10 protein-coding genes and 8 pseudogenes are annotated in these 22,131 nt (G+C 59.1%); 8 read left to right on the top strand and 10 right to left on the bottom strand.

The features are described from left to right. Window positions 1-12: 12 nt before the first annotated feature. The 3 genes and pseudogenes from ABIC03_RS38530 to ABIC03_RS38520 form a co-directional block, all read right to left on the bottom strand. A complete protein-coding gene (locus tag ABIC03_RS38530) occupies window positions 13-2,109 on the bottom strand; it encodes a 3-hydroxyacyl-CoA dehydrogenase NAD-binding domain-containing protein (protein WP_354066046.1) in 2,097 nt (698 codons plus the stop codon). A gap of 23 nt (window positions 2,110-2,132) precedes the next feature. Further along, window positions 2,133-3,264: pseudogene (locus ABIC03_RS38525) on the bottom strand (acyl-CoA dehydrogenase family protein). Window positions 3,265-4,054: 790 nt separating this feature from the next. Beyond that, window positions 4,055-4,540 carry a hypothetical protein gene (locus ABIC03_RS38520; RefSeq protein WP_354066044.1) on the bottom strand — a complete coding sequence of 162 codons (486 nt, stop codon included), beginning with the start codon at window positions 4,538-4,540 and terminating at the stop codon, window positions 4,055-4,057. A 526-nt stretch (window positions 4,541-5,066) separates the two neighbouring features. Here ABIC03_RS38520 and ABIC03_RS38515 point away from each other — a divergent pair. From ABIC03_RS38515 to ABIC03_RS38505, 3 genes are all read left to right on the top strand, one after another. After that, window positions 5,067-6,704, top strand: a complete 1,638-nt coding sequence (locus ABIC03_RS38515) for a class I adenylate-forming enzyme family protein (protein ID WP_354066042.1) — start codon at window positions 5,067-5,069, stop codon at window positions 6,702-6,704. Window positions 6,705-7,520: 816 nt separating this feature from the next. Next, window positions 7,521-8,849, top strand: a complete 1,329-nt coding sequence (locus tag ABIC03_RS38510) for an aspartate aminotransferase family protein (RefSeq protein ID WP_354066040.1) — start codon at window positions 7,521-7,523, stop codon at window positions 8,847-8,849. A gap of 653 nt (window positions 8,850-9,502) precedes the next feature. Next, a complete protein-coding gene (locus tag ABIC03_RS38505; protein ID WP_354066038.1) occupies window positions 9,503-10,261 on the top strand; it encodes a hypothetical protein in 759 nt (252 codons plus the stop codon). 97 nt (window positions 10,262-10,358) lie between these two features. Here ABIC03_RS38505 and ABIC03_RS38500 read toward each other — a convergent pair. Further along, window positions 10,359-11,523: pseudogene (locus ABIC03_RS38500) on the bottom strand (IS701 family transposase); the annotation flags it as partial. Window positions 11,524-11,606: 83 nt separating this feature from the next. Between ABIC03_RS38500 and ABIC03_RS38495 the strand changes: the two are divergent. Beyond that, window positions 11,607-11,798 (top strand): annotated as a pseudogene (locus ABIC03_RS38495) (IS3 family transposase); the annotation flags it as partial. Between the two features lie 850 nt (window positions 11,799-12,648). Beyond that, window positions 12,649-13,760: pseudogene (locus tag ABIC03_RS38490) on the top strand (IS110 family RNA-guided transposase). A gap of 297 nt (window positions 13,761-14,057) precedes the next feature. Here ABIC03_RS38490 and ABIC03_RS38485 read toward each other — a convergent pair. Both ABIC03_RS38485 and ABIC03_RS38480 read right to left on the bottom strand, forming a co-directional pair. Then, a complete protein-coding gene (locus ABIC03_RS38485; RefSeq protein WP_354066036.1) occupies window positions 14,058-14,399 on the bottom strand; it encodes a hypothetical protein in 342 nt (113 codons plus the stop codon). Next, a pseudogene (locus ABIC03_RS38480) lies at window positions 14,399-14,659 on the bottom strand (IS5/IS1182 family transposase); the annotation flags it as partial. The pseudogene ABIC03_RS38480 and the gene ABIC03_RS38485, both read right to left, overlap by 1 nt. Window positions 14,660-14,782: 123 nt before the next feature. Here ABIC03_RS38480 and ABIC03_RS38475 point away from each other — a divergent pair. Then, the gene (locus tag ABIC03_RS38475) at window positions 14,783-15,130 is read left to right on the top strand and encodes a transposase (protein ID WP_354066034.1); all 348 of its coding nucleotides are present in this window, start codon (window positions 14,783-14,785) and stop codon (window positions 15,128-15,130) included. A gap of 188 nt (window positions 15,131-15,318) precedes the next feature. Here ABIC03_RS38475 and ABIC03_RS38470 read toward each other — a convergent pair whose 3' ends face one another. The 3 genes and pseudogenes from ABIC03_RS38470 to ABIC03_RS38460 all read right to left on the bottom strand — a co-directional run bounded on the left by ABIC03_RS38470 (window position 15,319) and on the right by ABIC03_RS38460 (window position 17,955). Next, window positions 15,319-16,212, bottom strand: a complete 894-nt coding sequence (locus ABIC03_RS38470) for a tyrosine-type recombinase/integrase (RefSeq protein WP_354066032.1) — start codon at window positions 16,210-16,212, stop codon at window positions 15,319-15,321. A gap of 295 nt (window positions 16,213-16,507) precedes the next feature. Beyond that, a pseudogene (locus ABIC03_RS38465) lies at window positions 16,508-16,913 on the bottom strand (aminotransferase class I/II-fold pyridoxal phosphate-dependent enzyme); the annotation flags it as partial. A gap of 94 nt (window positions 16,914-17,007) precedes the next feature. Beyond that, entirely contained in the window at window positions 17,008-17,955 is a 948-nt protein-coding gene (locus ABIC03_RS38460) for an aminotransferase class IV (protein ID WP_354066030.1), read from the bottom strand. A gap of 423 nt (window positions 17,956-18,378) precedes the next feature. Between ABIC03_RS38460 and ABIC03_RS38455 the strand changes: the two are divergent. After that, window positions 18,379-19,478: pseudogene (locus tag ABIC03_RS38455) on the top strand (IS110 family RNA-guided transposase). 315 nt (window positions 19,479-19,793) lie between these two features. Here ABIC03_RS38455 and ABIC03_RS38450 read toward each other — a convergent pair. Then, window positions 19,794-20,819, bottom strand: a complete 1,026-nt coding sequence (locus ABIC03_RS38450; RefSeq protein ID WP_354066028.1) for an IS110 family RNA-guided transposase — start codon at window positions 20,817-20,819, stop codon at window positions 19,794-19,796. 220 nt (window positions 20,820-21,039) lie between these two features. Here ABIC03_RS38450 and ABIC03_RS38445 point away from each other — a divergent pair. Next, a pseudogene (locus tag ABIC03_RS38445) lies at window positions 21,040-21,297 on the top strand (transposase); the annotation flags it as partial. Window positions 21,298-22,131 lie beyond the last annotated feature (834 nt).

The following is a 22,131-nucleotide window of genomic DNA, read 5'->3' as shown; positions in this document are numbered from 1 at the left end:
GGGGGAGGGAAATTACGCCGGCTCGAGCGTCTTCTGTGTCTGCTTGAAGTCGGCGAACTTCTTGCCTTCTGCGACTAACTTCTCCAGCAGAGCGGCGGGCTTGAAATCATCGCCCATCGTGGCCTGGAACTTTTTCATCTTGGCCAGGACCTTATCTAGCCCGATCTGGTCGGCGTAGTACATCGGGCCGCCGCGGTAGACCGGCCAGCCGTAGCCATTGACCCAGACCACGTCAATGTCGGAAGCCCGGATCGCCTTGCCTTCCTGGAGGATCTTCGCGCCCTCGTTGATCACCGGATAGATGCACCGGTCCACGACTTCGTCGTCCGATACGGTCCACTTCATCTTGCCCGAAGTGGCCATGAAGCGGTTGATGATCTTCTCGGTCAGCGGCGATGGTTTGGCATTTCGGCTCTCGTCGTAGTCGTAGAAGCCCGCGCCCGTCTTCTCGCCGAGCCGCCCCATCTCGCAGAGCACCTCGCCGACAGTGGAGCTCCTCGACTCCTCCTTCACCCAGCCAATGTCGAGGCCGGCCAGGTCGTTCATCCGGAACGGACCCATAGGGAAGCCGAAGTCGTAGAGCACCCGATCCACATCCCAGGGCATCGCCCCTTCGAGCACCAGCTTCTTCGCCTGGCGCTCGCGCTGGTCGAGCATGCGGTTGCCGATGAAGCCGGGGCAGACGCCCGCCAGCACCGCTACCTTACCGATCCACTTGGCCAGCTTCATCGAGGTGGCGATCACGTCGGTGGCGGTCTTTTCCCCGCGAATCACCTCCAGCAGCTTCATGACGTTGGCCGGAGAGAAGAAGTGCAGGCCGATGACGTCCTCCGGTCGCTTCGTCACCGAGGCGATTTCGTCGATGTTCAGCGCCGAGGTGTTGGTAGCCATGATTGCGCTCGGCTTGCAGATCGCGTCGAGCCTCTCGAAGATGTTCTTCTTAAGGTCCATTCGCTCGAACACGGCCTCGATGACGAGATCGCAGTCTTTGAAGTCATTCATGTCGAGCGAGCCGGTAAGCAGTCCCATGCGCTCGTCCACCAGTTCCCGTGTCAAGCCACCGCGGGCGGCGGTGCGGTCGTAGTTCGACTTGATGACCTTCAGACCCCGCTCGAGCACCTCCTGCTTCACCTCAACGATCGTCACCGGAATGCCCGTGTTGGCGAAGTTCATGGCGATGCCGCCGCCCATGGTGCCAGCGCCGAGCACGCCGACCTTCTTGATTGGGCGAGTGGCGGTGTCATCAGACACGTCCGGGATCTTATTCGCCTGCCGCTCGGCGAAGAAGTAGTACCGCTGGGCGGCCGACTGGGGGCCGATCATCAGCTCCATGAACAGCTTGCGCTCGACGGCCAAGCCTTCCTCGAAGGTCGCCGAGTTCACCGCCGCCTCGATGCAGCGGATGTTGTACTCGGGCGCGAGAAAGCCGCGGAACTTCCGCGCGTTGGCCTTCCGGAAGTTGTCGAAGATCTCCGGATTGTCCTTGGTGGCTTCGAGCTTGGCGTTGCTCCCGCTCACCTTCACCGGCCGTTTGCTCCCGGCGAGCGCCCGGTTCGCGAAGGCGGTCGCGCCTTCCTTCAACTGGCCCTCCTCGACAATTTCGTCGATCAGGCCAATCTCCAGCGCCTCCTTGGCTGGCACGTGCCGCCCCGAAGTAACCATCTCCAGCGCCTTCTCGAGGCCCACGATGCGCGGTAGGCGCTGCGTTCCACCGCCGCCAGGCAAGAGCCCTAGTTTGACCTCGGGAAGGCCGAGCTTGGCGTCGTTGGTCGCAACCCGAAAATGGCAGACCAACGCCAACTCCAGTCCGCCACCGAGGGCGTTGCCGTGGATCGCAGCGACGACAGGCTTCCGCGAATCTTCCACCGCGGCCAGCAACTCGTCCCACCCCGGCGACTTCGGCGGCTTGCCGAACTCGGTGATATCCGCTCCCGCAATGAAAGTGCGACCGGCGCAGGTCAGAACGATCGCCTTCACCTCCGGATCGGTGATCGCCGCGTTCATGCATTCCAAGATACCGCTGCGAACCGCAGCGCTCAGCGCGTTCACGGGGGGATTGTTGATCGTGACAAAGGCGATCTCGTCTTGACGTTCGAGTTTGACTACCATGCTACATCCCTTGGATTTATGTTCTATTTTGCTTCATCGCTGATGAGTCCCGCGAGCGAGGGGGGCCACAGCAGTTGATCGGCATCCCCTAACGAGGTGTCGATCATGGTCACGCGCTTGAAATATTGGCCGACGCTGCATTCCATTGTCATGGCAACGCCGCCATGCAGACGCCTTCGCTGACTGGCCGATTTGGGACTTCGCCGCTGAGGCCGCTCGACCGCGCTCCGTCGCATCCTCTTTGGCTGCCATTGCGGCGTACATCGCCATGGAGCGCGACTGCTCCAGTTTGACAAACATGTCAAGGGCTCGGTGCTGGAGCACTTGGAACGAGCCAATGGTCTTGCCAAATTGCTGGCGCGTCTTCAGATAGTAGAGCGTGATCGATTGCATCGTTGCAAAGCAGCCGACGGCTTCGGCGCAAAGGGCCGCGACCGCCTCGTCCGCAACCCGCAGAATGACCGGAAATGCACCCGCGGGATCTCCAATCGCATCGGCGGGCTCAACGCGCACATTCTCAAGTGTGACTTCGGCCGCCCTCAGGCCATCCTGTGTTCGATAGCTGCGGTGCATGAGACCCTGCGCATCGCCGTCGACGAGGAAGAGGCAGATCCCGTCTTTTCCCCGCAGCCCTCCAGCGGTTCTCGCCGATACGACGATCTTGTCGGCTCCATCGCCATCGAGGACAAGGCCTTTGGTACCGCTCAGCAACCACCCGTCGCCGTCCTTCTTCGCGTGGGTCTCTACGTGGAACAGATCGTAGCGCGAATGTGGCTCGGCGTACGCGAACGCGAGCTTTGTCCGCCCTTCCGCAACCGCTGGGATTAGTTCTGCCTTTTGCGCTTCGCTCGCCCCCTGCCGCAGGATGCCTCCAGCAAGCACTACGGTCGCGAAGCAGGGTTCAAGGATCAGCGCCTGGACGAAGCCCTCCATTACAATCATCATCTCGACCGCGCCACCGCCGAAGCCACCGTGCGCCTCGGAAGACGGTAGCCCCAGAAGCCCAAGTTCGGCATAGCGCGCCCACATCGCCTCGCTAAAGCCCGCCTTCTCGCTCTGGTACTTGCGGCGATGATCGAAACCGTAACTTTCGAGCATCAGCCGCTCAATGCTGTCCTTGAGAAGCCGCTGCTCCCCCGAAAGATCAAAGTCCACTGGTGAAGTCTCCTGAAACAGCGGTCGTGACCTCGCCCCCCCTCACACTCATTGCAAACCAGCTTGCGCGCCCTACCCGTCGCAACAGAGGTCCGGATTGACAATCGAAGCGTGCCGCCGGGGAGGACATGTTCAGCGCGATTGCCCGCCGCCATCCACCTTGGTCACGATCTCGATCGACTTGATCCTTATCGCCCCAGCGAAGGCAAGCTCTGCGAACACAACGATTTACATGATTATCGGCGAGAGCGCGAGCGTGCGGCTCCTTGCTCATTTCGGGCTCCGGAAGCAATCCCACAAAGTCTCTGTTGCAAGCAGGATTTGCTCAAACAGCTGTGACAGAGAGACCAGACGTAAAGCTGGTCAGCGCACATAGGCCGCAAAGGCAGCTGGATGTTGGAGAAATTCTGCGAAATATAGGACGTTCCTGCGATTTCGAGCCCGCGTCATGGCACCCGGCTAAGAACGGGCTAACTGGCGCGACGAATTTGTCGCCCTCGATTCAAAGTACTCTTTCGTTCATGCTCTCTGAAACGAGGCTTCTCTTCTCACTGAGCGCCTCCAATCCCCTCCTTGTAATCCTCAGTTATGACGGTCAATACCAACTGATCTAGATCGATAGCGGCTCGCGACATTATCAAGCGCGCTGGAGAGATAATCGTTTGCTTGATCATGGTGCTACCACAGGCGCGTTCATCCGAGCGATCCTTCGTCACGCAACCGTGTTCGGCGCATCTTGCCAGTCTCATTGCGGAGAGGCTCATCGACAAACTCGCTGGTACACGGGAGCCTAGTCACCATCCGCTCGGCCAGATGCGTCAGCAGCGCCTCGGTCGACAGGCCCCCGGCGAGCCTGGACGATCGCGTGAACAGACGAGCCGATGTCCTCGTGTAGCAGGCCGAGCACGGCGTTTGACATCACCAGCTGGTGCTCATCAATCACTGCCTCGACCTCGGCAGGATAGACGCTAGCGCCGCCGACCAGGACCATGTCGGTGCGGCCGTCGGTCAGGTAGGGACAGCCATCTGCGTCGAAATACCCGATGTGGGCGAGAGTTTCCCAGCCGCCCTCCAGCGTCGGGGTGTGGCGCCGCGGTAGCTGTTTTCCAGACCGGCAGCGGCAGCAGTAAGTTCCCTCAGGTTGATTGACATCGAGGTCCCAATCCTTTTCCGAGGCGAAAGTCCGGTCGCGCAAGATGCCTGCGTTGCAGATCAAGATATCCACTTGGCCGAAGGCGTCGAGCGCCGTCCTGAGATGTACTCTCCCCTGGGCCAAGTTCGATATGTCGTGGCCGTTGGCTGCGACCGCCCGCCCGCCGCTCGGATCTCTGCCGCTAACTTTTCGGCCGCAGCACCGGAGCTGGATCCGTTCAGGGCGCCGCTGAGGCCACGCTGATCTTCATCCACGAGACCTAGGGATCCATGGCACCGGTCGTTGATACGCGCCGCCACCGCTTCTCTATATCCTCACCAGAGTAGGTAGTGTCCTGATCATTGTTAGTGACGTACCGTCAATTACTAACTGGCCGAATAACGGATGATGGACGCTCATCACGATACGACAAGGGTGCAGCAATGGCAAGGGTAGGTCATCAATGGGAGTGAGGAGCCACGCGTTGCTGGACTCGAGTTCGCCGTAGTGCCGCGCGCACAATCAACATCGTATCTGCGGGGCATGCGCGTGCCGATCGGCTAATCAGACCAGCGCCCTGCGCTGGCTTGGCCTAGGCAGCTTGTCAAACGGAACGATTGCGCCCGTTACTCGACTTGTTCTTTGTCTCCTGGACCTGAGGTTTGTTATAATGACTCCTAACAACTGGACATCAAGCCTACTGCACGACCGCGTAGCAAACGCCTTGCGCAGGAGCGAGGTGCTAGAGGCCGCATATAAAACCACAACAGTGGGACAGCTTGTTTCGATGCGGGCGCGAACACACGCGTCCACAACCGCGGTCGACATCTTCGAGCGCGGGGAGCGCGCAACCTACTCTGAATTGGACTGCAGCTCCAACCGCTATGCACATGCGCTGCGCGCATTCGGAGTGCGCAAGCGCGATCGCGTTGGAGTGATGCTGCCCAGTCGCATCGAATGGCCGACCGTGTGGTTCGCGCTTGCAAAGCTCGGTGCGGTGATGGTCCCGATCAACATGCATTACACGCCGAGGGAGGTCGAATACATTATCAGCGATACCCAGGCCAAATTTGCCATCGTCGACGAATCTGCATGGTCAGTGTTCGGCGCGATGGATCCTTGGCCGCAAGAACTTGCCAAGGAGCGAGTAATTCTTGTAGGACAGCCTTCCGGCGGGACAGCTATCACGCTCCATCAATTATTCAAGAGCGTCGACGATTCGCCGGTGGACGAGGATGTCCGCCCCGAGGACCTGCTGACGATCCAATATACTTCGGGGACGACGGGCTTTCCGAAGGGCTGCATGTTGACGCACGACTATTGGGGAGTCGCCTCGTACGTATGTGCCTGTCTCCTCCCGGTCAAGAGGTATCTGAGTTGGGCATCCTTCTCCTATGTCAGTTGGCCACTTATTCTTCTGAACTCATATGGACAGGGCGGGACGGTGTACGTCACTCAGCAAATAGACGCATCGCAATTTATGGATTGGGTGAAGAACTTTCGCATCGAGTGGTGTGCGTTGCCGAGGCTCATAGCAGAACGCGACGACAACGTACCGACGAGCCTGAAGCAGGTGTGGCAGTACGACGGCTGGAGTGCTGAGACGGTCCACCGATATCGCGAACAGTTTGCCGTGCGCGCCAACAACACTTTTGGCATGACGGAAATCGGAAGCGGCACGCAAATGCCTCCTGATGTCGCAGACATGAATGAGACCGGTTCGGTCGGGATTCGCTCCCTTTTTCGGGAACTGCGCTTGGTCAACGATAACGGCAGCCCCACCGCAGTAGGCGAAGTTGGCGAGCTCTGGGTGAAGGGGCGCGGCATCTTCAAGGGCTATTGGAACAGGCCAGACGCGAATGCGGGTTGCTTCGAAGGGGAATGGTTCAAGACTGGTGATCTGTTGCGCCACGACGAACTCGGCTTTTATTGGTTCGTAGGACGTAGGAAGGACATGATCCGTCGCTTTAGTCAGAATATCGCTGCTTGCGAGGTGGAGGCCGTCATCCGCGAGATTCCCGAGATCGCGGAGGTGGCCGCGGTGCCTGTTCACGATGATAAATGGGGCGAGGAGATCAAGATTTATGTCGAAATGAAAAAGGGACTCAGGCCAGCCCATCTGCAGGTGGAGCGCATTCTCGAGCATGCTCGTGCCCGCCTTGCTGCATTCAAGGTACCACGGTACATCGCCTTTACTCCGACGCTTCCGAGAACGGCCACTAGCAATAAGGTGCTCAAACGTGAGCTGATGGCCAACAGCGATCCCTTATCGGACACTTACGACGCTGAGGAGAACCGCTGGCGTTGATGCCGCTGTTTTGGTCCAGGTTTGCGTACCCGCGCAGGTAGTTCGATAGTTCAGCGGGTCGGCCGTGGAATCTCTTGCGGCCATTGAGTGCCGTGGATTTTCCGGTCCAACCTTCGGTTCGGCTTGCAAGCTTTTGCGGTTGAGACCTCGGGAGCTTGCAGTTTTTTTCAGGAGTCGCTCGAATCGAGACTCGTAATTCTATCACGACATCGGACGGTCGACGCGACCAAGGGAACGAGGATCAGGCCGATCTTCTGCACTCACGGTTGGACGCGATCATCGACATGACCTCGGCGATCCGACCAAAATACGTGACCGCAGCGCGGTGTGGACAACGTTGAGAGCGTGGCAGCTGAAGAGATACGTAAGCGTCACCTATTCCTCAGCAAAAGCGGCGCGCTTTTCGGCTACTCACGAAAAAGGGTGTGTGACATATGAGGGCCGATGCCGATCATCTAGGATCTCCCCGATTCCCCACACTCACAGTTGCTGGGCTAAAGGCATTGTGCGCTATTTCAACGGCGGCACAGCCCGGCCAATTTGTCGATAACAACCGGTTTCTCATTGGGCTTGCAGGCACCGCGAGCCTAGGACGGGCTCGGCACCAAGCGTTGCCTGCTCTGCTCGCGCAGTCGTCTTCACGGGCTGAAACCTTCGAAGCGGGAGGGCAAGAACCGCCCTGTTCTTGCCAAGGGGTTTCCCGCCACTAATCCGCACTTGATCGGCCAATTCCCTGGCTCTGAGGCGGTCGGTGCCGATGAGCAGTCTCACCCTCCTAGGAATTCTGGGCTTGAACTGGAAAATGGAAAACTCGTGATGAACGAAATTAGGCATAACCTAGATCTCGCTCGCGCTCTGACCGACGCGGAAGAGCGCTACTCCAGACAACACCCGCTGAGCCTCGCCTATATGGAGCGCGCGTCTCAATTCATGCCCGGGGGAAATACGCGATCCGTTTTGTTCTTTAAGCCGTTTCCTTTTGTCGTAAAGACGAGCTCGGGCTGTCGAGTTCAAGATCTCGACGGCAATGATTATGTTGATTTTCTGTGTGAATACAGCGCGGGGCTGTTCGGACACTCAGAGCCGACGATCAAAGCAGCTATTCAGCATGCTATTGAAACGGGCTGGGTGCATGGCGGGCACATCGAGAACGAGGCGCGCTTGGCGGCTTCCCTGTGCTCGCGCTTCCCATCCGTCGAACGCATCCGGTTCACGAATTCGGGCACCGAAGCGAATCTCATGGCGTTGGTGACAGCCAGAGCCTTCACGAAACGTTCGCGAATTATGGCTTTTCGCGGAGGCTATCACGGGGGAGTATTGCATTATAAATCCGGCGATTCTGCTCAAAACGCGCCTTTTCCGCTCGTACTCTGCACTTACAACGACATAGAACAGACGGTGGCTGCGATTGATCGTGAAGCGCGCGACCTTGCGGCGGTTATCGTTGAGCCGCTGCAGGGTTCGGCGGGATGCATTCCTGCGAGTCGGGAATTCCTGTCAGCAATTCGCAGAGTTTGCGAACGGCATGGAATCATTCTCATCTTTGACGAAGTGATGTGCTCTCGTCTTGCGCCAAGTGGACTCCAAGGTGTCCTCGGAATTACGCCAGACCTCACAACCCTGGGTAAGTATCTCGGGGGAGGAGCTTCGTTCGGCGCCTTTGGAGGGCGCGAGGACATCATGGCGCTCTACGATCCAAATCGGCCAGATGCCCTTGCTCATGCCGGCACATTTAATAACAATGCCATCTCCATGGCTGCGGCCGTGGCCGCGGCAACAGTGCTGACGAGCGACCGTCTTGTGCAACTAAACGCCATGGGCGATGCGTTGCGGGCGAAGCTCAACGGGATCGCGCAGGCCCGCGCACTGCCCATACAGTTCACCGGAAGCGGTTCGATGATGAACATCCATTTCCGTGAGGGCGACGTCCGCACCATCGCGGACACGGAGACCGAAGATCCGAATGCTAAGCCCTTCTTTCACCTGGAGATGTTAGAGCGGGGCCAATATCTGACCCGCAAGGGCATGCTCAACCTGTCCCTACCGATGTTGGCGTGTGAGCTCGAGGGGGTTGCAAGCGCATTCGAAGATTTTCTGGAACTGAATGGGAGGTTGATCGCAGCCTCCTGCAGCCCATTGACCTAAATGCCGAGAGAGAAAAGCCCGCAAGAAATGCGCAAAGTGGAGTCACTGGTCTGAGCGGGTGGCCCCCTCTTTCGTAGAAGGCCGCTTTTGCCTCGTCGAGCGATGGCTGAGCCCATCGAGCCGGGCCCGACCACCGAGCGTACATTCCGTGAGCGGCGCGACGTTTGCCCGGATGCCATTCCTTGCGAGACTACTCTTGCGAAAACGGCGGAAATCCCAATATGCCGGCATCACGATAACCGCCGCCTAGTAAAAGGCGATCAGCAAGCACTCAATTCGCGCATCATGGCCGGAGCCGCCTGCACGTTTTTCACCAGGAGCGCTTGCGAGTGGCGGCGCCCCTTCAGACGAAGAAGGACCTTGGGTGTTCGATGTGTAAGCGTCGTATTGATCTTTCAATTACCCACAATTTCTGCTCCGACCATGGCGCCCAGCGCGATATCGGTGAGGCGTGACAACCCGCGCCACATGACGGTATTGCCAGGCGGCGGATCGCTGGTGCGGGCGAGATAACCACGGGCCGTGCGATCTTGGTCAGGTAATGTGAGAGGGTTTTCCGTCGAGCTTGCGGTTTGTCATTCACGAGGCGATCGAGCAGGGCGATTTCAGTCGCGGTCAACGCAAGAGTCGGTAGTGCCCGTGGAGACGATCGATTGAGCATCGTAATCCAGAAGACCCGCCAACTGAGGATGCAAAAGACCGATATCAGGTTGGTCAGACGCTGGGCAGTCCGGAGCTTCGATTCCTCAGCTTTGCAGCCCGATTTAAGGATCTTGTGGAAGACTTCGATTTTCCATCTCAAGGCATACCATTCGAGCTTCTCAATAGCGTCCGCGCGGGAGCCAACGGGCAGATCTCTGATCAGCTTCCACTCGATTTTCTTTTCTTCGGCGTCACGCGCTCTTCGGCATGGGGATCACCGTCAAGGTCCGCGCGGGATAGCGCTTCTGCTTTCCGATCGGCGGCAGGGCGCGAATCTTGCGATATCTGATCTCGAGGACGACTTCATCGGTATCGCCGTTGTTGTCTCTGACGTCGATGCGATGGAGTCCTTTGACCGCGACCTCGTCCATTTCGTCGGCGATCGTATGATCACCATCCCCAGCCAAGCGGTCAAAGCAAGTCCTGATCACGAAATGCGTTCCAGCTTCTCGAGCCGAGCAGAACAGCTCATAGATGTCGCTCTCGCGATAACCGACATGGATGCATCGTTCCGGATCGCCCAGCAGCTCTGTGGATTGCCGGACATTGTTCAGCCACCGAATGCTCTCCTTCTTCTCGATGGGAACGCGCGTCGGATTGATCTTCTTCTTAAGCGCGGCAGCCCTTTTGAATTTCTTCCGAGTCTAGAATTTGACAGCCGTCAATCCAAGCGGCAGCCCTTCGGTCGTCACATAGCCAATTTGACTTGAGATTGGTCTGATGCAACAAGGGCATCGAGATAGTGTGGCGACGAGAGCAGCGCTTAATCTTCTTCGGACGGTCGCGATCGAATTTGGAACGTGCCGTTCAGGCCGCAATGGCGGATCCCCTCGGCCGATAATTTTCGGGAATAGTAGCTTCCTTGAAGATTTTGGTAGCGGCTGTTGCTGAGGGGGAAATCGTTTCTCGCTCCGAGACCAGGAATCCATAAGCGGCGATTGCAGAGCGTTGCGTGATGGTGGAAGCCGCGCCAACCCTGCCCCTCGAAGTGGCCAAGCCCGACCTCCTGTTTGAGTTCGTGGTAGTCGAGCTCAATGCGCCAGCGCAGCTTGGTGATATCGACCAGCTGACGAAACCCAATGTTGGCCGGAAGCGTAGAAAACCAATATTTGGTCGGTGCTGCCTCACCCTCTGGCCATTCGATCAGCAGCCATTCCACCGGCCGGCTTTCGCCGAGTCAGTAATCTCGATGTGCCGGACGGACGCGTACACGAGCAAAGCGCGAAGACAAGCGCTCTGTCGTACCCTCACGCCACGTGATCTTGTACCAAGCATGCGCTGGCAGACCGATCGCAAGCTTCTTGACCGAAATCGGTCGGTGTTTGCTATCACGCCGTAGCAGTTTTGGAGGTCGTCCGTTCCCCGACCACTTGTTCGGCGGCCGCGGTCCGGTTCCGGGCACCCATACCGAGGTTTGTGGCAAGATGCCGGCCACATAGCTCAGGCCCAGTTCGGTAATACTCCCACGCAAAGCGGTGTCGGTGCCATAGTCGGCGTCCATCAGGACCACGCCGCGCGGCAAGCCCACCGCGCAGGCCCAGCGCAAATGATCAAGTGCAATTGCCGGCTTGGTCTTGAAGGTGATTTCCTTGGGGACACCGGCTTTGCGCCGACGTGCACGGTCCGTCACCCACTCCCTTGGTAGATAGAGCCGATAGGCCACCGGCAAGCTCGCATGATGGTTCGCGAGCGAAAGCGTCACGGCAACCTGACAATTGTCTTGCTTGCCCAACTAACCGCAATATTGCCGTGCAACCCCGACCGAATGCCGCCCCTTCTTAGGAAAGCCGGTATCATCGATGATCCAAGCTTCGATCTCCCCATGGCGTTCGATGCCCGGCAGCACTAACTCAAGGACCTTGACCAACACCTGCTGATCCGACCAGTCGCCTTGACCGACAAGATGCAACAATGCCTGATGTTGCGCTGCTGTCCGCTCAGGAGCCGTCATCGCCGCCATCGGCTCGACACTCGAAAACCGCGACGCTACCTCCCCTGATCTTGTCAGACCCATCTCAGCCTCCACGCTGAAAAAGTGAGTCTTCTCAAATATATGATTCCTGGTCGCTCGACCCCATCTCGGACCGCTCACCAATGGCTATCCTGACCGTGGTCGATGACTGCACGCGCGAGTGTCTGGCGCTGGTGGCCGATACCTCGCTCTCGGGCACGCGGGTGGCGCGAGAACCGGCGCGGCTGGTGACGGAGCGTGGCAAGCTGACGATGGCGGTCAGCGACAAGGGCAGCTAGTCCACCAGCAAGGCCAACAACGACTCAACCGAGGGGAGCTCGCCAGGAGCCAGGCGCGGAGGCCGCGCGGCACACTTGTATGCGGTCGATCCAGGAGGATCGGCATGATTATGCAGTGACGCGCATCGTCGACGAAGCTCCAAGGCGGCGCCCCCATTCTACATCGCGCTTGGGGACCATGTGCCATGTCGGGTCGCGTCGTGTCGGCGAGTTCGCGAAGGAGCCGCCGAGCTAGCTAGACGACAGATTCCATGAAACCGGCACGCACGGAACTAGTGTGTTCGTGGATTCCTCGTTTGAGTTTGTTCGAACGCGGATGGGCATCATGGTAACATGGCGGCATCAGGCGGCCTCAGCGAGCTTGTTGACATCCTCGATGCCGGCCATGATGCGCTCTTTGAGCTCGTGTTTTGAGGTCACCCGGATGTGGCGCAAGACGGAGCGCGCAAACTTGGAGATGATTCCCGCCCGAGCTTGACATGCAGGCGCCGATAGGCGAAGCGATGGCTTCCTGCGCGATCGCCCTCATGCGCTGGCGCGGGCGGCATCATCCGCCCGGGTCGCCTGGTATCTCATGGTCTGATCGTAAGAAAAACATTCTCGGATTTCCGTGAGTCGCGGAACCTTCCCGGCTCATGGTGCTTGGCGGAATGATGGGGCGCTTGACGACAATTACCGGCTGGTCGGTTGGGTCGGGACATTATTCTCCGCAGCCGCAGTCCACATCGACCCGCTAGAGCCTATGTTTGCCCTCTGAGGTGACGGGCGGCCCGCCCCGCGGCAAGCTCCTATCGAGGGTTGCGCCGGATGGTCCGGCGCCGAGCCTCAAGCATGGGTAGCGGGCCTGATGAACGATAGCATTTTCGTGGGGCTGGATGTGCACAAGGCGACGATTTCGGTTGCAGTGGCCGAAGCGATGCGCGGCGGGGAAGTTCGTAACTTGGGGATCATCCCTAATCGCGCCGATCAAATCGCCAAGCTGGCGAAGAAGCTTGGCAAGGGTGACCGGCAGGTAAGTTTTTGTTATGAAGCCGGCCCCTGCGGATACGGCCTGCATCGACAACTGACTGAACTGGGGCACAACTGCATCGTGGTGGCCCCCTCGCTGATCCCGACGAAAGCCGGGGATCGGGTAAAAACCGACCGGCGCGATGCGGCGATGCTGGCCAAGCTGCACCGGAGCGACGAGCTGACAGCCGTGTGGGTTCCGGATGCGGCGCATGAGGCCATGCGCGACTTGGTGAGAGCCCGCGCCACGGCGATGCGTGTGCTCGGCAAGGCGCGACAACATCTCCAAGGCTTCCTGCTGCGCCATGGGCGCATCTATGCCGGGAAGAGGGGGTGGACTCTGGCTTATCGTCGCTGGCTCACCACGGTGCGCTTCGATCACCCGGCGAGCCAAATCGTTCTGCAGGACTACATTCATGCCGTGACCGACGCTGAGGCCGTGTGGACTGCTTGACCAAGCGGATCGAGGAGCTGGCGCCACAATGGTCGATGACGCCATTCGTAGAGGCCGTGCAGGCCATGCGCGGCGTCGCCTTCATCGTTGCCGTAACGGTGGTTGCCGAGGTTGGCGACTTCTCTCGCTTTGACAACCCCCGCCAGTTGATGGCCTTTCTCGGCCTCGCGCCGTCGGAGTATTCGAGCGGCGCAACCATCCGACGCGGCGGCATCACCAAGGCTGGCAACGCTCTTGCCAGGCGGGCTCTGATTGAGGGGGCATGGACCTATCGCATGCAAGCTCGCGTCAGTCGCAAGCTCCATGACCGTAACGAGCGCCTGCCTCAAGCTATCCGCGATATCGCCTCGAAGGCCCAGGTCAGGCTGTGCGCCCGCTATCGCCGCTTGTCGGCGGTCGGCAAACCCAAGGTGATCGTCACCACCGCCATTGCACGCGAGATGGTCGGCTTCCTGTGGGCGATCACTCGTCAAGTACAACTCGGGCCGGTCGCCTGAAGGGCGCTGCTCGACCATATCGGTGCCCAGGGCAGGAGGCAGGGCGCGGTGGGGAATCCTCGTGGCCTGTTATGAGCCGGCATTGCCGACGCTCGCTCCCTAGACCGAGGCAGCCCCAAGACGAAACCACGGTCATGCGGTAGCCAACCCGCGCATGAGAGCTTGATCAACCGTCGTCTTTGGCCCTGCCTCCTACCGTGGGCACCTTCGAAGTCCAGCGTCCGGGCGCTCAGCCGGAAGCGGCTCCGCTTGATCGAGTCCCTTGATAGCAAACATGAGAGCAGGCTGTTGAAAAACTCAGCCGCGTTCGCAAACGAAGCCTGAATCGTCGCCGTTGTGGATATAGAAGTGGCCGACGAGCCTGCCCGCGGTGCCAATCATAGCCCATCCGCGACCGCAGGACGGATCATTCTCATCGTGCCCTTCCCATGAGAACTCCGCGCAGGGCGAACCGTCGCGGGTGCCGTAGCGCACGTCCAAGAAGCCCTTAAGAGCCCCAAAGGCGATTTCGCCATCGGACTTGCCGTGGAAGGTGAGATGCGCCTCTTCGACAAGATCGAGGAAGTCGCTGTCCCAGACGTCCATCTCGACGATGCGCCAACGTCCGACAAAGGCCTTGGCGAAGCCGGGCTTGCCCATCAGCCGGTCTCCGCGATCAGTTTGCGCAGCCGCACCAGATTATAGGCGCTGGCAGCGAAGGTGAAGGCCCATGCGACGCGATCACGGCCACGGAAGCTGGTCTCCTCTTGACCGGCGACCGTCTTGATCCAGCCGAACGCCTCCTTGATGCCCTTGCGGATGCGCTGGCTGACGGCATAGCAGCTGTGCCGGGTCGTTCTCCCGTCGATCGAAGAGCTGCGGCCGCTGGTATTCTGCGCAACATGCGGCGTTACGTTCATCGTAAGCGGCAAGGAGACCCCGTCCCCGGCGGAGTGGGTGAGCGATCGGCTATCGGCTGTTGAGTTTGTGAGCCGATGTGAGCTTCTATGTCTGAGCCTAGTTCTGGAACTAGAACCTTCCATATGATCGAAGCGGTCGCCGACTGTATCGAGGGGGCACCGCGGCAGCTTCGCCGACGCTGGTCGGACGAGTTCAAGGCGCAAGTTGTGATAGAGGCGCTAGAGCCTGGCGCTAGCGTATCGGCGATCGCCCGCCGGATCGGCATTCACCCGTCGCAGCTGTTCGCCTGGCGCCGTGATGCTCGGGCCGAGTTGCATTGTCCCTCGCAACCTTCAAGTCGCGAGGGTGTGGTGACTTCTGTGGCAGACGCAGTGATCGAGATCGCCATTGGCGAGGTCGTCGTGCGCGCCTGTGTGGATGTCGACGAGGCGCACTTGCAGCGGGTCATCCGGGCGGTCCGTTCGGCATGATCCCCTCTGGTGTGAAGGTGTTCCTCGCCAGCCATCCAGTCGACTTCCGCAAGGGGATCGATGGCCTTGTTGCGCTTGTGCGCGATGCGGGCTCAGATGCGTTCTTATGTGTCGGACGAGATTATGTGGCGGAGGCGCCCTAACGCCAGCCAGGGCCGGCCACCCAGGGTTTCTCCGCCACATAATAATCAGATGTTGGCCAGCAGCTGCAGGATGGTGTCGTTCGGCCGGAAGCGCGCGCTGCAGTCGCCTGAGACGCCCGCCTTCTCGAGTCCCCGGCGCATCATCTCGACATCCGCAACGGCGTATCGGTGGGTTGTGGCGACCTGAGCATGGTCAAGCCAAGCCTGGATCGTCAGGAGGTCCACGCCTGACCGGAGAAGCTTCATGGCGAGGGAATGCCGGAAGATGTGCGGCGATATCGGCTTGCTCTCCAAGCTTGGCCTCGTGGACCCGGCCTGGGAGGCGGCACGCCGCACGATGTGTGTCGCGCCGAAACGCGTCAGGCGCTCGTTGTGGACCGCGACGAAGATCGGCTGCGGTTCATGATTGGCGAGGCCGCGTTCGCTCAATAGGTCCGTCAGCGATCGTACCAGATCCTTAGGAATAGGAACGACGCGATCTCGGCGTCCCTTGCTGTGAAGCAGCACCTGCGGGCGTCCTCGCTCCAACTGAAGGTCGTTCGCGTTGACGCCGGTCGCTTCGGACACGCGAGCGCCGGTTCTCGCCAAGAAGAGCAGAAAGGCCCGGTCGCGCCGGCCGCGGGGCGTCGTCTGATCAGGGGCCGCGATGATGGCCTCCACCTCGGCGTTGGTGAGATGATGCGTCACCTCGATGTGGGCACGTTTGGTGGGGATCGTCAGAACCCGTTGGGCGACGCCGAACGAGGCGGGATCGGCGGCCGCGACGTGATGGAAGAAGGATCGGATCGCGGCTAGTCGGGCGTTGCGCGTTGCGACGGAGTTGTTCCGCTTCTCCTCAAGTTCGTCAAGAAAGGCGAGAACAAGGTCCCGATCGAGATCCTCAAGGGCCAGCGCCGCCGGCTTCTTCCCCAAATGGGCGGCGGCAAAGAGGATCAGCATGCGCACAAGCTGACCTTTAGGCCACAAGCTGACCTTTAGGGACATTGCTACGTTTGATGAAAACCTGCTGATGATGTTACCTCATCCTTGGCTTATGGTCGATGATGCACACGTTCAAGTATTTTCGATTTTTTCTATCTAAACAAGTTTCTGGTATCAGGAGATTATTATGTAATTGAGGACAATCCGATGAGAGCCGAAAAAGAGATTATCGATTGGCTTGGAGTTGGTCGAGCGATCAAGATTTTATTCGATACTTATTACACCGACGCGTTTGGGATGAATCTTACTTGTGCTCTAGCTCGCTCATATCGTTGTTGGCATAGCGGAAGCGCTTCGCTTTGCCGAGCCGAATCCCATCCATGATGCTCGCATGATTCAGGCTGTCGCTGATTACCGCCAGCGTCGAGCAGGGCTTCAAATAGTCCGGCATTGGCATCGAAGCACGAGCCGAACAGGATCGTGTCGTCTGTCCGAAGGTCGCTGAAAAGCCTGTTTTCAAGCGATCGATGAACTGAGTGCGTCCCACAAATGAAGTGCACGGACGACATTCCAAAACCATGCCGCTCGAGACCTGCACGCGCGGCTCGCAGCAGGGACGGGTGATTGGCCAAACCGAGATAGTTGTTGGCGCACATGTTCAGGAGCTCGCGCTCGCCAAGTGCGCGCAGGTGAATATGCGCCGATTGGGGCGAGGCGATCTCTTACTCGACTTTCAGGAGTTTTCGGGACGATAGCTCATCCAGATTGTCGCGAAGCCGCTGGCCAAGTTGCGAACGCATGGTTCATTTCCGATCAAGGATAGTTGATAGCAGTCGACCACGCCGGATCAGCGTGCTTTTGCCAGTAAAGATCCATGAGGCGGCGGGTGATGGATCCGACCTGCCCTTTAGAGATCGTAGTGTCGTCGATGCGCGTTATGGGCATAATACCGCCGGCAGTGGAGGTGATGAATACCTCGTCAGCCTTCTTGATTTCGTCACGACTGATATCGGTCGCGATGGCCGTGAGCCCAATCTCAGCGCAGAGATCGAAAACGGTCCGACGCGTGATACCCGGCAATACCCCAAAAGCCGGCGTCCTCAGAGATCCATCCTTTACGAGGAATACATTGAAGCCTGGCCCTTCCGCAACCGATCCGTTCGTATCTAGGATCAGTGCCGTCTCGGCGCCTTTGTCGTAAGCGTCGAAAAGACCCTGCACAAGATCGAGCCAATGATAATTCTTGATCGTAGGATCGACGGATTTAGGCGGGATGCGCACGGTCTCGCTGATCGCGACGTGCAAGCCTCTTTCCAATTGCTCCTTGTTGGCAACCGAGCCGAACGGAATTGCAAACGCAATGAATCGGTTCTCTGCCTGGCGGGGGTCTCGGCTGAATGTCGGCGAAGAACCGCGCGTGCAGATCATCTCGACGTAGGCCGATTTGTGGCCCGACAGTGCGACACACTGTTCGAGAATGGACGCGATCTCCTTGCGGTCGTAGGGAAGGTTCATTCGAAGGCGTTCAACCCCTCCCAAAAAGCGGTCGAGATGCAAGTCCAACCGGAAGAACCGGCCGTCCCAGACGTGCACCGTGTCGTAGGTCGCGTCCGAGTGCAGCAAACCCCAATCGAGCACAGAGATCTTGGCCCCGGACATGGGCAGGTACTGCCCATCCATGAAAGCGACCCCATGGGGATAGCGCCGATGATCAACGTGATGCTGATCGACTGGTGAAAGCACTGGTGAGAGCTCTGTCATCGGAGTCACTGGCAATAGGATGGGTTGAGACAAGCAACGAATTCTTGCTTGGAGAAAACAAGGATCTCGGACATGGTGCTCCATCAAGATGTCGCGGGATCGGCACGGCCGGCCCACTGAACCTAGCCCGTGAGATGCTAACAGCCTCACGAGCCGCATTCCTCCGATGTGGTGCCTTGCCTGGCCGAAATTATGCGTCTGTACGGACCAGGTGAAGCTTCCGTACGATCGAGGGGGCAAGTGCGCCTTTCAGCCGATGATCCACCCGCTGTCGCGCTATCTATCAAGATCTCGACAATTCCGCGGTACAGAATGTGCACGATCCGTCGAATGCTCAAAGATTGATGACCAGCCATGAAAGGGGGTGCCACGCACAATGCGAAACAGATGGGGTGGATGCCAGCCTTCTCCGACGGCATCGCAATGTGCCAAGTTTGTGGTGAGACAGTCCCGGCAAGGAAAGGCAGGATCCATGAAAGAAGTTCCATCGTCGGAGTCGATCTGGCAAAGAACGTTTTTCAACTGCATGGGGCGGCGGCCGATGGATCTGTGGTGTTTCGGAGAAAGCTGACGCGTCTCAGCTTCGCAAGTTCATGGCGGGTCACCCCACCTGTGTCGTGGCGATGGAGGCTTGCGGCAGCTCCCATTACTGGGCTCGCGAGATGCTTCGGCTCGGCCACCAGCCGAAATTGATCGCGCCCGGCTATTCAAAGCGCTCATCAAGCGGCAGATGACGCCGCGGATGCAGAGGTGATCGTCGAAGCGGCGCTACGTCCGACCATGCGCTTTGTCGCGCCGAAGACCGAGGGACAGTAGTCCCGCGCCATCATCTTTCGCACCCGGGAACAGTTGGTCAATCAGCGCACCGAAGTGGTCAACGCATTGCGCGCATACTTGTATGAATTCGGCTATACTGCTCCGCAAGGCATTGGCCACCTACGCAGTCTGACCGAGATCGTCGAGAACGAGAACACGGAGCCGCCGGATCTGGTGCGCGAGATCTGCGTGGTTTGCTGGACCAAATTGCCCAGATGACAGGCCGGCTCGAGGCACTGAAGAAGACGATCGACGCGCTATCCAAGGAGGGGGAAACATCGCGGCGCTTGCAGACTATGCCCGGTGTCGATCCTATCGCCGCCCTTGCCGTCGAGACCTTTGCGCCGCCGGTAGAGACCTTTAAGTGCGGTCGAGATTTCGCCGCCTGGCTCGGGCTGGTTCCAATGCAGAAGTCGACAGGAGGCAAACAACGGTTGGGGAAGACCTCGAAGATGGGTCAACGCGACATTCGACGATTATTCATCCTCGGCGCCATGGCTGTCGTGCAATGGGACTCCCGAAAGGGCCCGCGCGAAGGTTCCTGGTTTGCTCGCATGATATCGAGGAAGCCGCGTATGCTAGTAGCAGTCGCGTTGGCCAACAAAATGGCACGTGCTGTCTGGGCCATGCTGACGAAACAGGAGGACTACCGGAATCCGGCGATGGTGCCGACCTCGCGCACTGCTTCGGGCTCCGGCGGGCTGTGACGCTGCTTAGCCCATCTTATTCGCCAGAGGGCGCCTGAGAGGCTGGCGAGCGTGTGTAAAGAGTCGTCCGTTCGTTAATCGCGGGCACGGTGTCAACCCCGATAGACAAAAATGATCCGCTGCCGGGTTCATGGTTCTTTCCTCGGTCGTCTCTATGCAGGAGCGCCGCATGATGGCGTTCAAAAGGCGTGGCATCTCGATGTGAAGAGCGCGGTGCGTAAAGCCCGCAGGGACGACTTCGAGATTGCCCACACCTTCGTCCCGGCAGGGACGCTTGTTCCGCCGAAGGCGGATCCGGGTTGGTTTAAGACTGGTTCATGCGGTGCGCATCTCTGCCTGGAATTCGGTGCCGTCGGTCCAGATAGCATGGAGGATGACAGCCATTTTGCGAGCCACGGCAACCTTGGCCTTTTTGGCGCCGATGCGTTTGGCCAGCTTGCTGCCCCAGCGCTTGAGCGCAGAACCTCGCCTGACAACGGTCAGCAGGACGTTCGCGGCCTCGAACAGATAAGTTCGCATCTGGTGGTTGCCGCGCTTGGAGATGCGGCCAGTACGATCCATCTCGCCGGATTGATAACGTCTTGGTGTCAGGCCTAGATAGGCACCCACGTCGGCGGAATGTCTGAAGCGAGTGGGGTTGTCGATGGTTACGACGAAGGACAGGGCAGTCAGGGGACCGATACCGGGAACGGTCATTATCCGCCGAACAGTTTGATCGCCTTTTGCCACTGCCAGGAGCTGTCGATCGAACCTCTCAATTTGCTCGGTCAAACAGGACTGGGCAAGGACCAGCGGTGCGAAAATATCTTGTAAATCCGGCGCTTCAGCAAGCACGGCGTCGACTTTGCGAGCCAAGTTCGTCGAGCCGGCCTTGCCGAGCACTATTCCCAACCCCGTGCACAGACCTCGCATTTGGTTGTCAATGTCTCGCCGCAGATTCACCAGCTTGGTTCGAGCCGCCAGCATCGAACGGGTTTTCCAGCTCTCCGCCCCCTTCACGGCAGCTTCCCGATACCATCCCATGCGGGCCATTTCGGCCAACCCCTTGGCGTCGTTGTGGTCCGACTTGTTGATGCGCATCGATAACGCTGCGTTGGCATGACGCGCATCAAGGCAAATGACCGGCAAGCCCAGCGCCTTGAGTTGGTGCCAAAGCCAGTTCGATAGCGAGCCTGTTTCAAAAACGATCCGCTCAGCATTGTCGGCATGACGTCGCAAGAGTTTAGCGATGGCCTCTGGATTGGTGGGCACGCAACCTTCGAATGTCACGCTGCCGGTCTGGTCCAAAACGCAAATGCTGGTTTCTTCCATAGAGATGTCCAGACCTACGTACTGCTTCATAGCGCTGCCCCCTTTCGATAGTCCGCTAAGGCCGATCCTAACAACCCTCGTGTCCTCAAGAAGACGTCAGCCGCGATTACGCCATGTTAAGAAGCCGAATTGAGCGGGAGTGGACAGGCAAGCGTATGCGATAGCTGGATCAGGAAGAGGCACAAGAGTTCTCTGAGCCAGGCGGGGATACGGCGGAAGTTGTGGCCGACGCTGAGAGCACGACGTTGGCGGCGTCTTCGGCGTCATCAAGCGCGAGCTGCGCCGCCGCTCCGCCATCGAGCCCATCATCGGCCACATGAAGACCGAAGGTCACCTCGGTCGCTGCTACCTCAAAGGCCGTGCCGGAGACGCCGCCAACGTCATCCTCTCAGCCGTCGGCCACAACTTCCGCCGCATCCTGGCCTGGCTCAGAGAACTCTTGTGCCTGTTCCTGGTCCAACTATGGCGCGTGCAGGCTGGTCCAGCCCCGCTCAATTCGCCTTCTTAACGGACGACTCGGTATCTCCTGCCTCCGCGCGGGGAGTGGCTGGTGGGTGCGCCCGATCAGTTCGTCCCCGTAACTGCTCGAGCAAAGCCTCCACGCCTTGCGCCTCGATGGCCTCGAAGGTGACGCCGTCTATTCCCGGTGCCCCATCGTTCTCTTTGGCCATCTCATACGCAGCGCGCAGGGTCTCCATCTTGCAGACGTGGACGTATAGTCCCCAGAACCGCCAGGACGGTTCAGCGCACGCCTTGTCGTATATTCTCCGCCTCAGGTCCTGCAAATCAATGGACGCCTTTGTCATCTCGTCCTTGCCTTCCCCTATGTTGGAGACATTGCAAATGGCAGGGCCCCTTCGCTCCGCGGACATTACTCCGCTTCATCGCTACTACGGACCCAGCCGCCACCCTCTCGTCTTCGGCCGGCTTCCCGGTTTCGCCGGTTATACGGCCTACCTTGCTCCGACGATTTCGCGCCGGGACGACGAGGGCTTCTCCAGTTGCTTAGCTTGTTCTTGTCACCGTGCTGTCGCTTTCACCCGCCGAGGTGAACATCCGTATCGGTCAGTCTTCGGCCGCTCATGCGGCCTTCGCCCTCCGGTTGAAGGCTCGGCCCTCGGGGATACTCATTTTCGAGGCCACAACGCGTTCACTTTTGTTACGGCCCAGTGACTCGTAGCCTCCCCTGGGGAGACCTTGTCGATAAGCTTCAGAGTTTCAGTTTCCATCACCTCTGCTATCCAAACGTAAGCGATGTTTTGCGGCCACCTTCCGGATGATGTGCTGATCTGCGAGTCTGCGGCTTGGTTTTGACCGTAAGGCTTAGAATGGACACAGTGCG

This window comes from Bradyrhizobium sp. RT6a (assembly GCF_040547675.1).
Classification (GTDB): domain Bacteria; phylum Pseudomonadota; class Alphaproteobacteria; order Rhizobiales; family Xanthobacteraceae; genus Bradyrhizobium.
Note: the sequence above shows the minus strand (reverse complement) of the source record. Positions and strands in the feature narration are given on the sequence as shown.

What these genes read in the sequence shown, in the direction of transcription:
- ABIC03_RS38450 (WP_354066028.1), bottom strand. Translation starts at nt 20,819, where the DNA reads ATGAAGCAGTACGTAGGTCTGGACATCTCTATGGAAGAAACCAGCATT.
- ABIC03_RS38530 (WP_354066046.1), bottom strand. Translation starts at nt 2,109, where the DNA reads ATGGTAGTCAAACTCGAACGTCAAGACGAGATCGCCTTTGTCACGATC.
- ABIC03_RS38515 (WP_354066042.1), top strand. Translation starts at nt 5,067, where the DNA reads ATGACTCCTAACAACTGGACATCAAGCCTACTGCACGACCGCGTAGCA.
- ABIC03_RS38470 (WP_354066032.1), bottom strand. Translation starts at nt 16,212, where the DNA reads ATGCTGATCCTCTTTGCCGCCGCCCATTTGGGGAAGAAGCCGGCGGCG.
- ABIC03_RS38460 (WP_354066030.1), bottom strand. Translation starts at nt 17,955, where the DNA reads ATGACAGAGCTCTCACCAGTGCTTTCACCAGTCGATCAGCATCACGTT.
- ABIC03_RS38510 (WP_354066040.1), top strand. Translation starts at nt 7,521, where the DNA reads ATGAACGAAATTAGGCATAACCTAGATCTCGCTCGCGCTCTGACCGAC.
- ABIC03_RS38475 (WP_354066034.1), top strand. Translation starts at nt 14,783, where the DNA reads ATGATCGAAGCGGTCGCCGACTGTATCGAGGGGGCACCGCGGCAGCTT.
- ABIC03_RS38485 (WP_354066036.1), bottom strand. Translation starts at nt 14,399, where the DNA reads ATGGGCAAGCCCGGCTTCGCCAAGGCCTTTGTCGGACGTTGGCGCATC.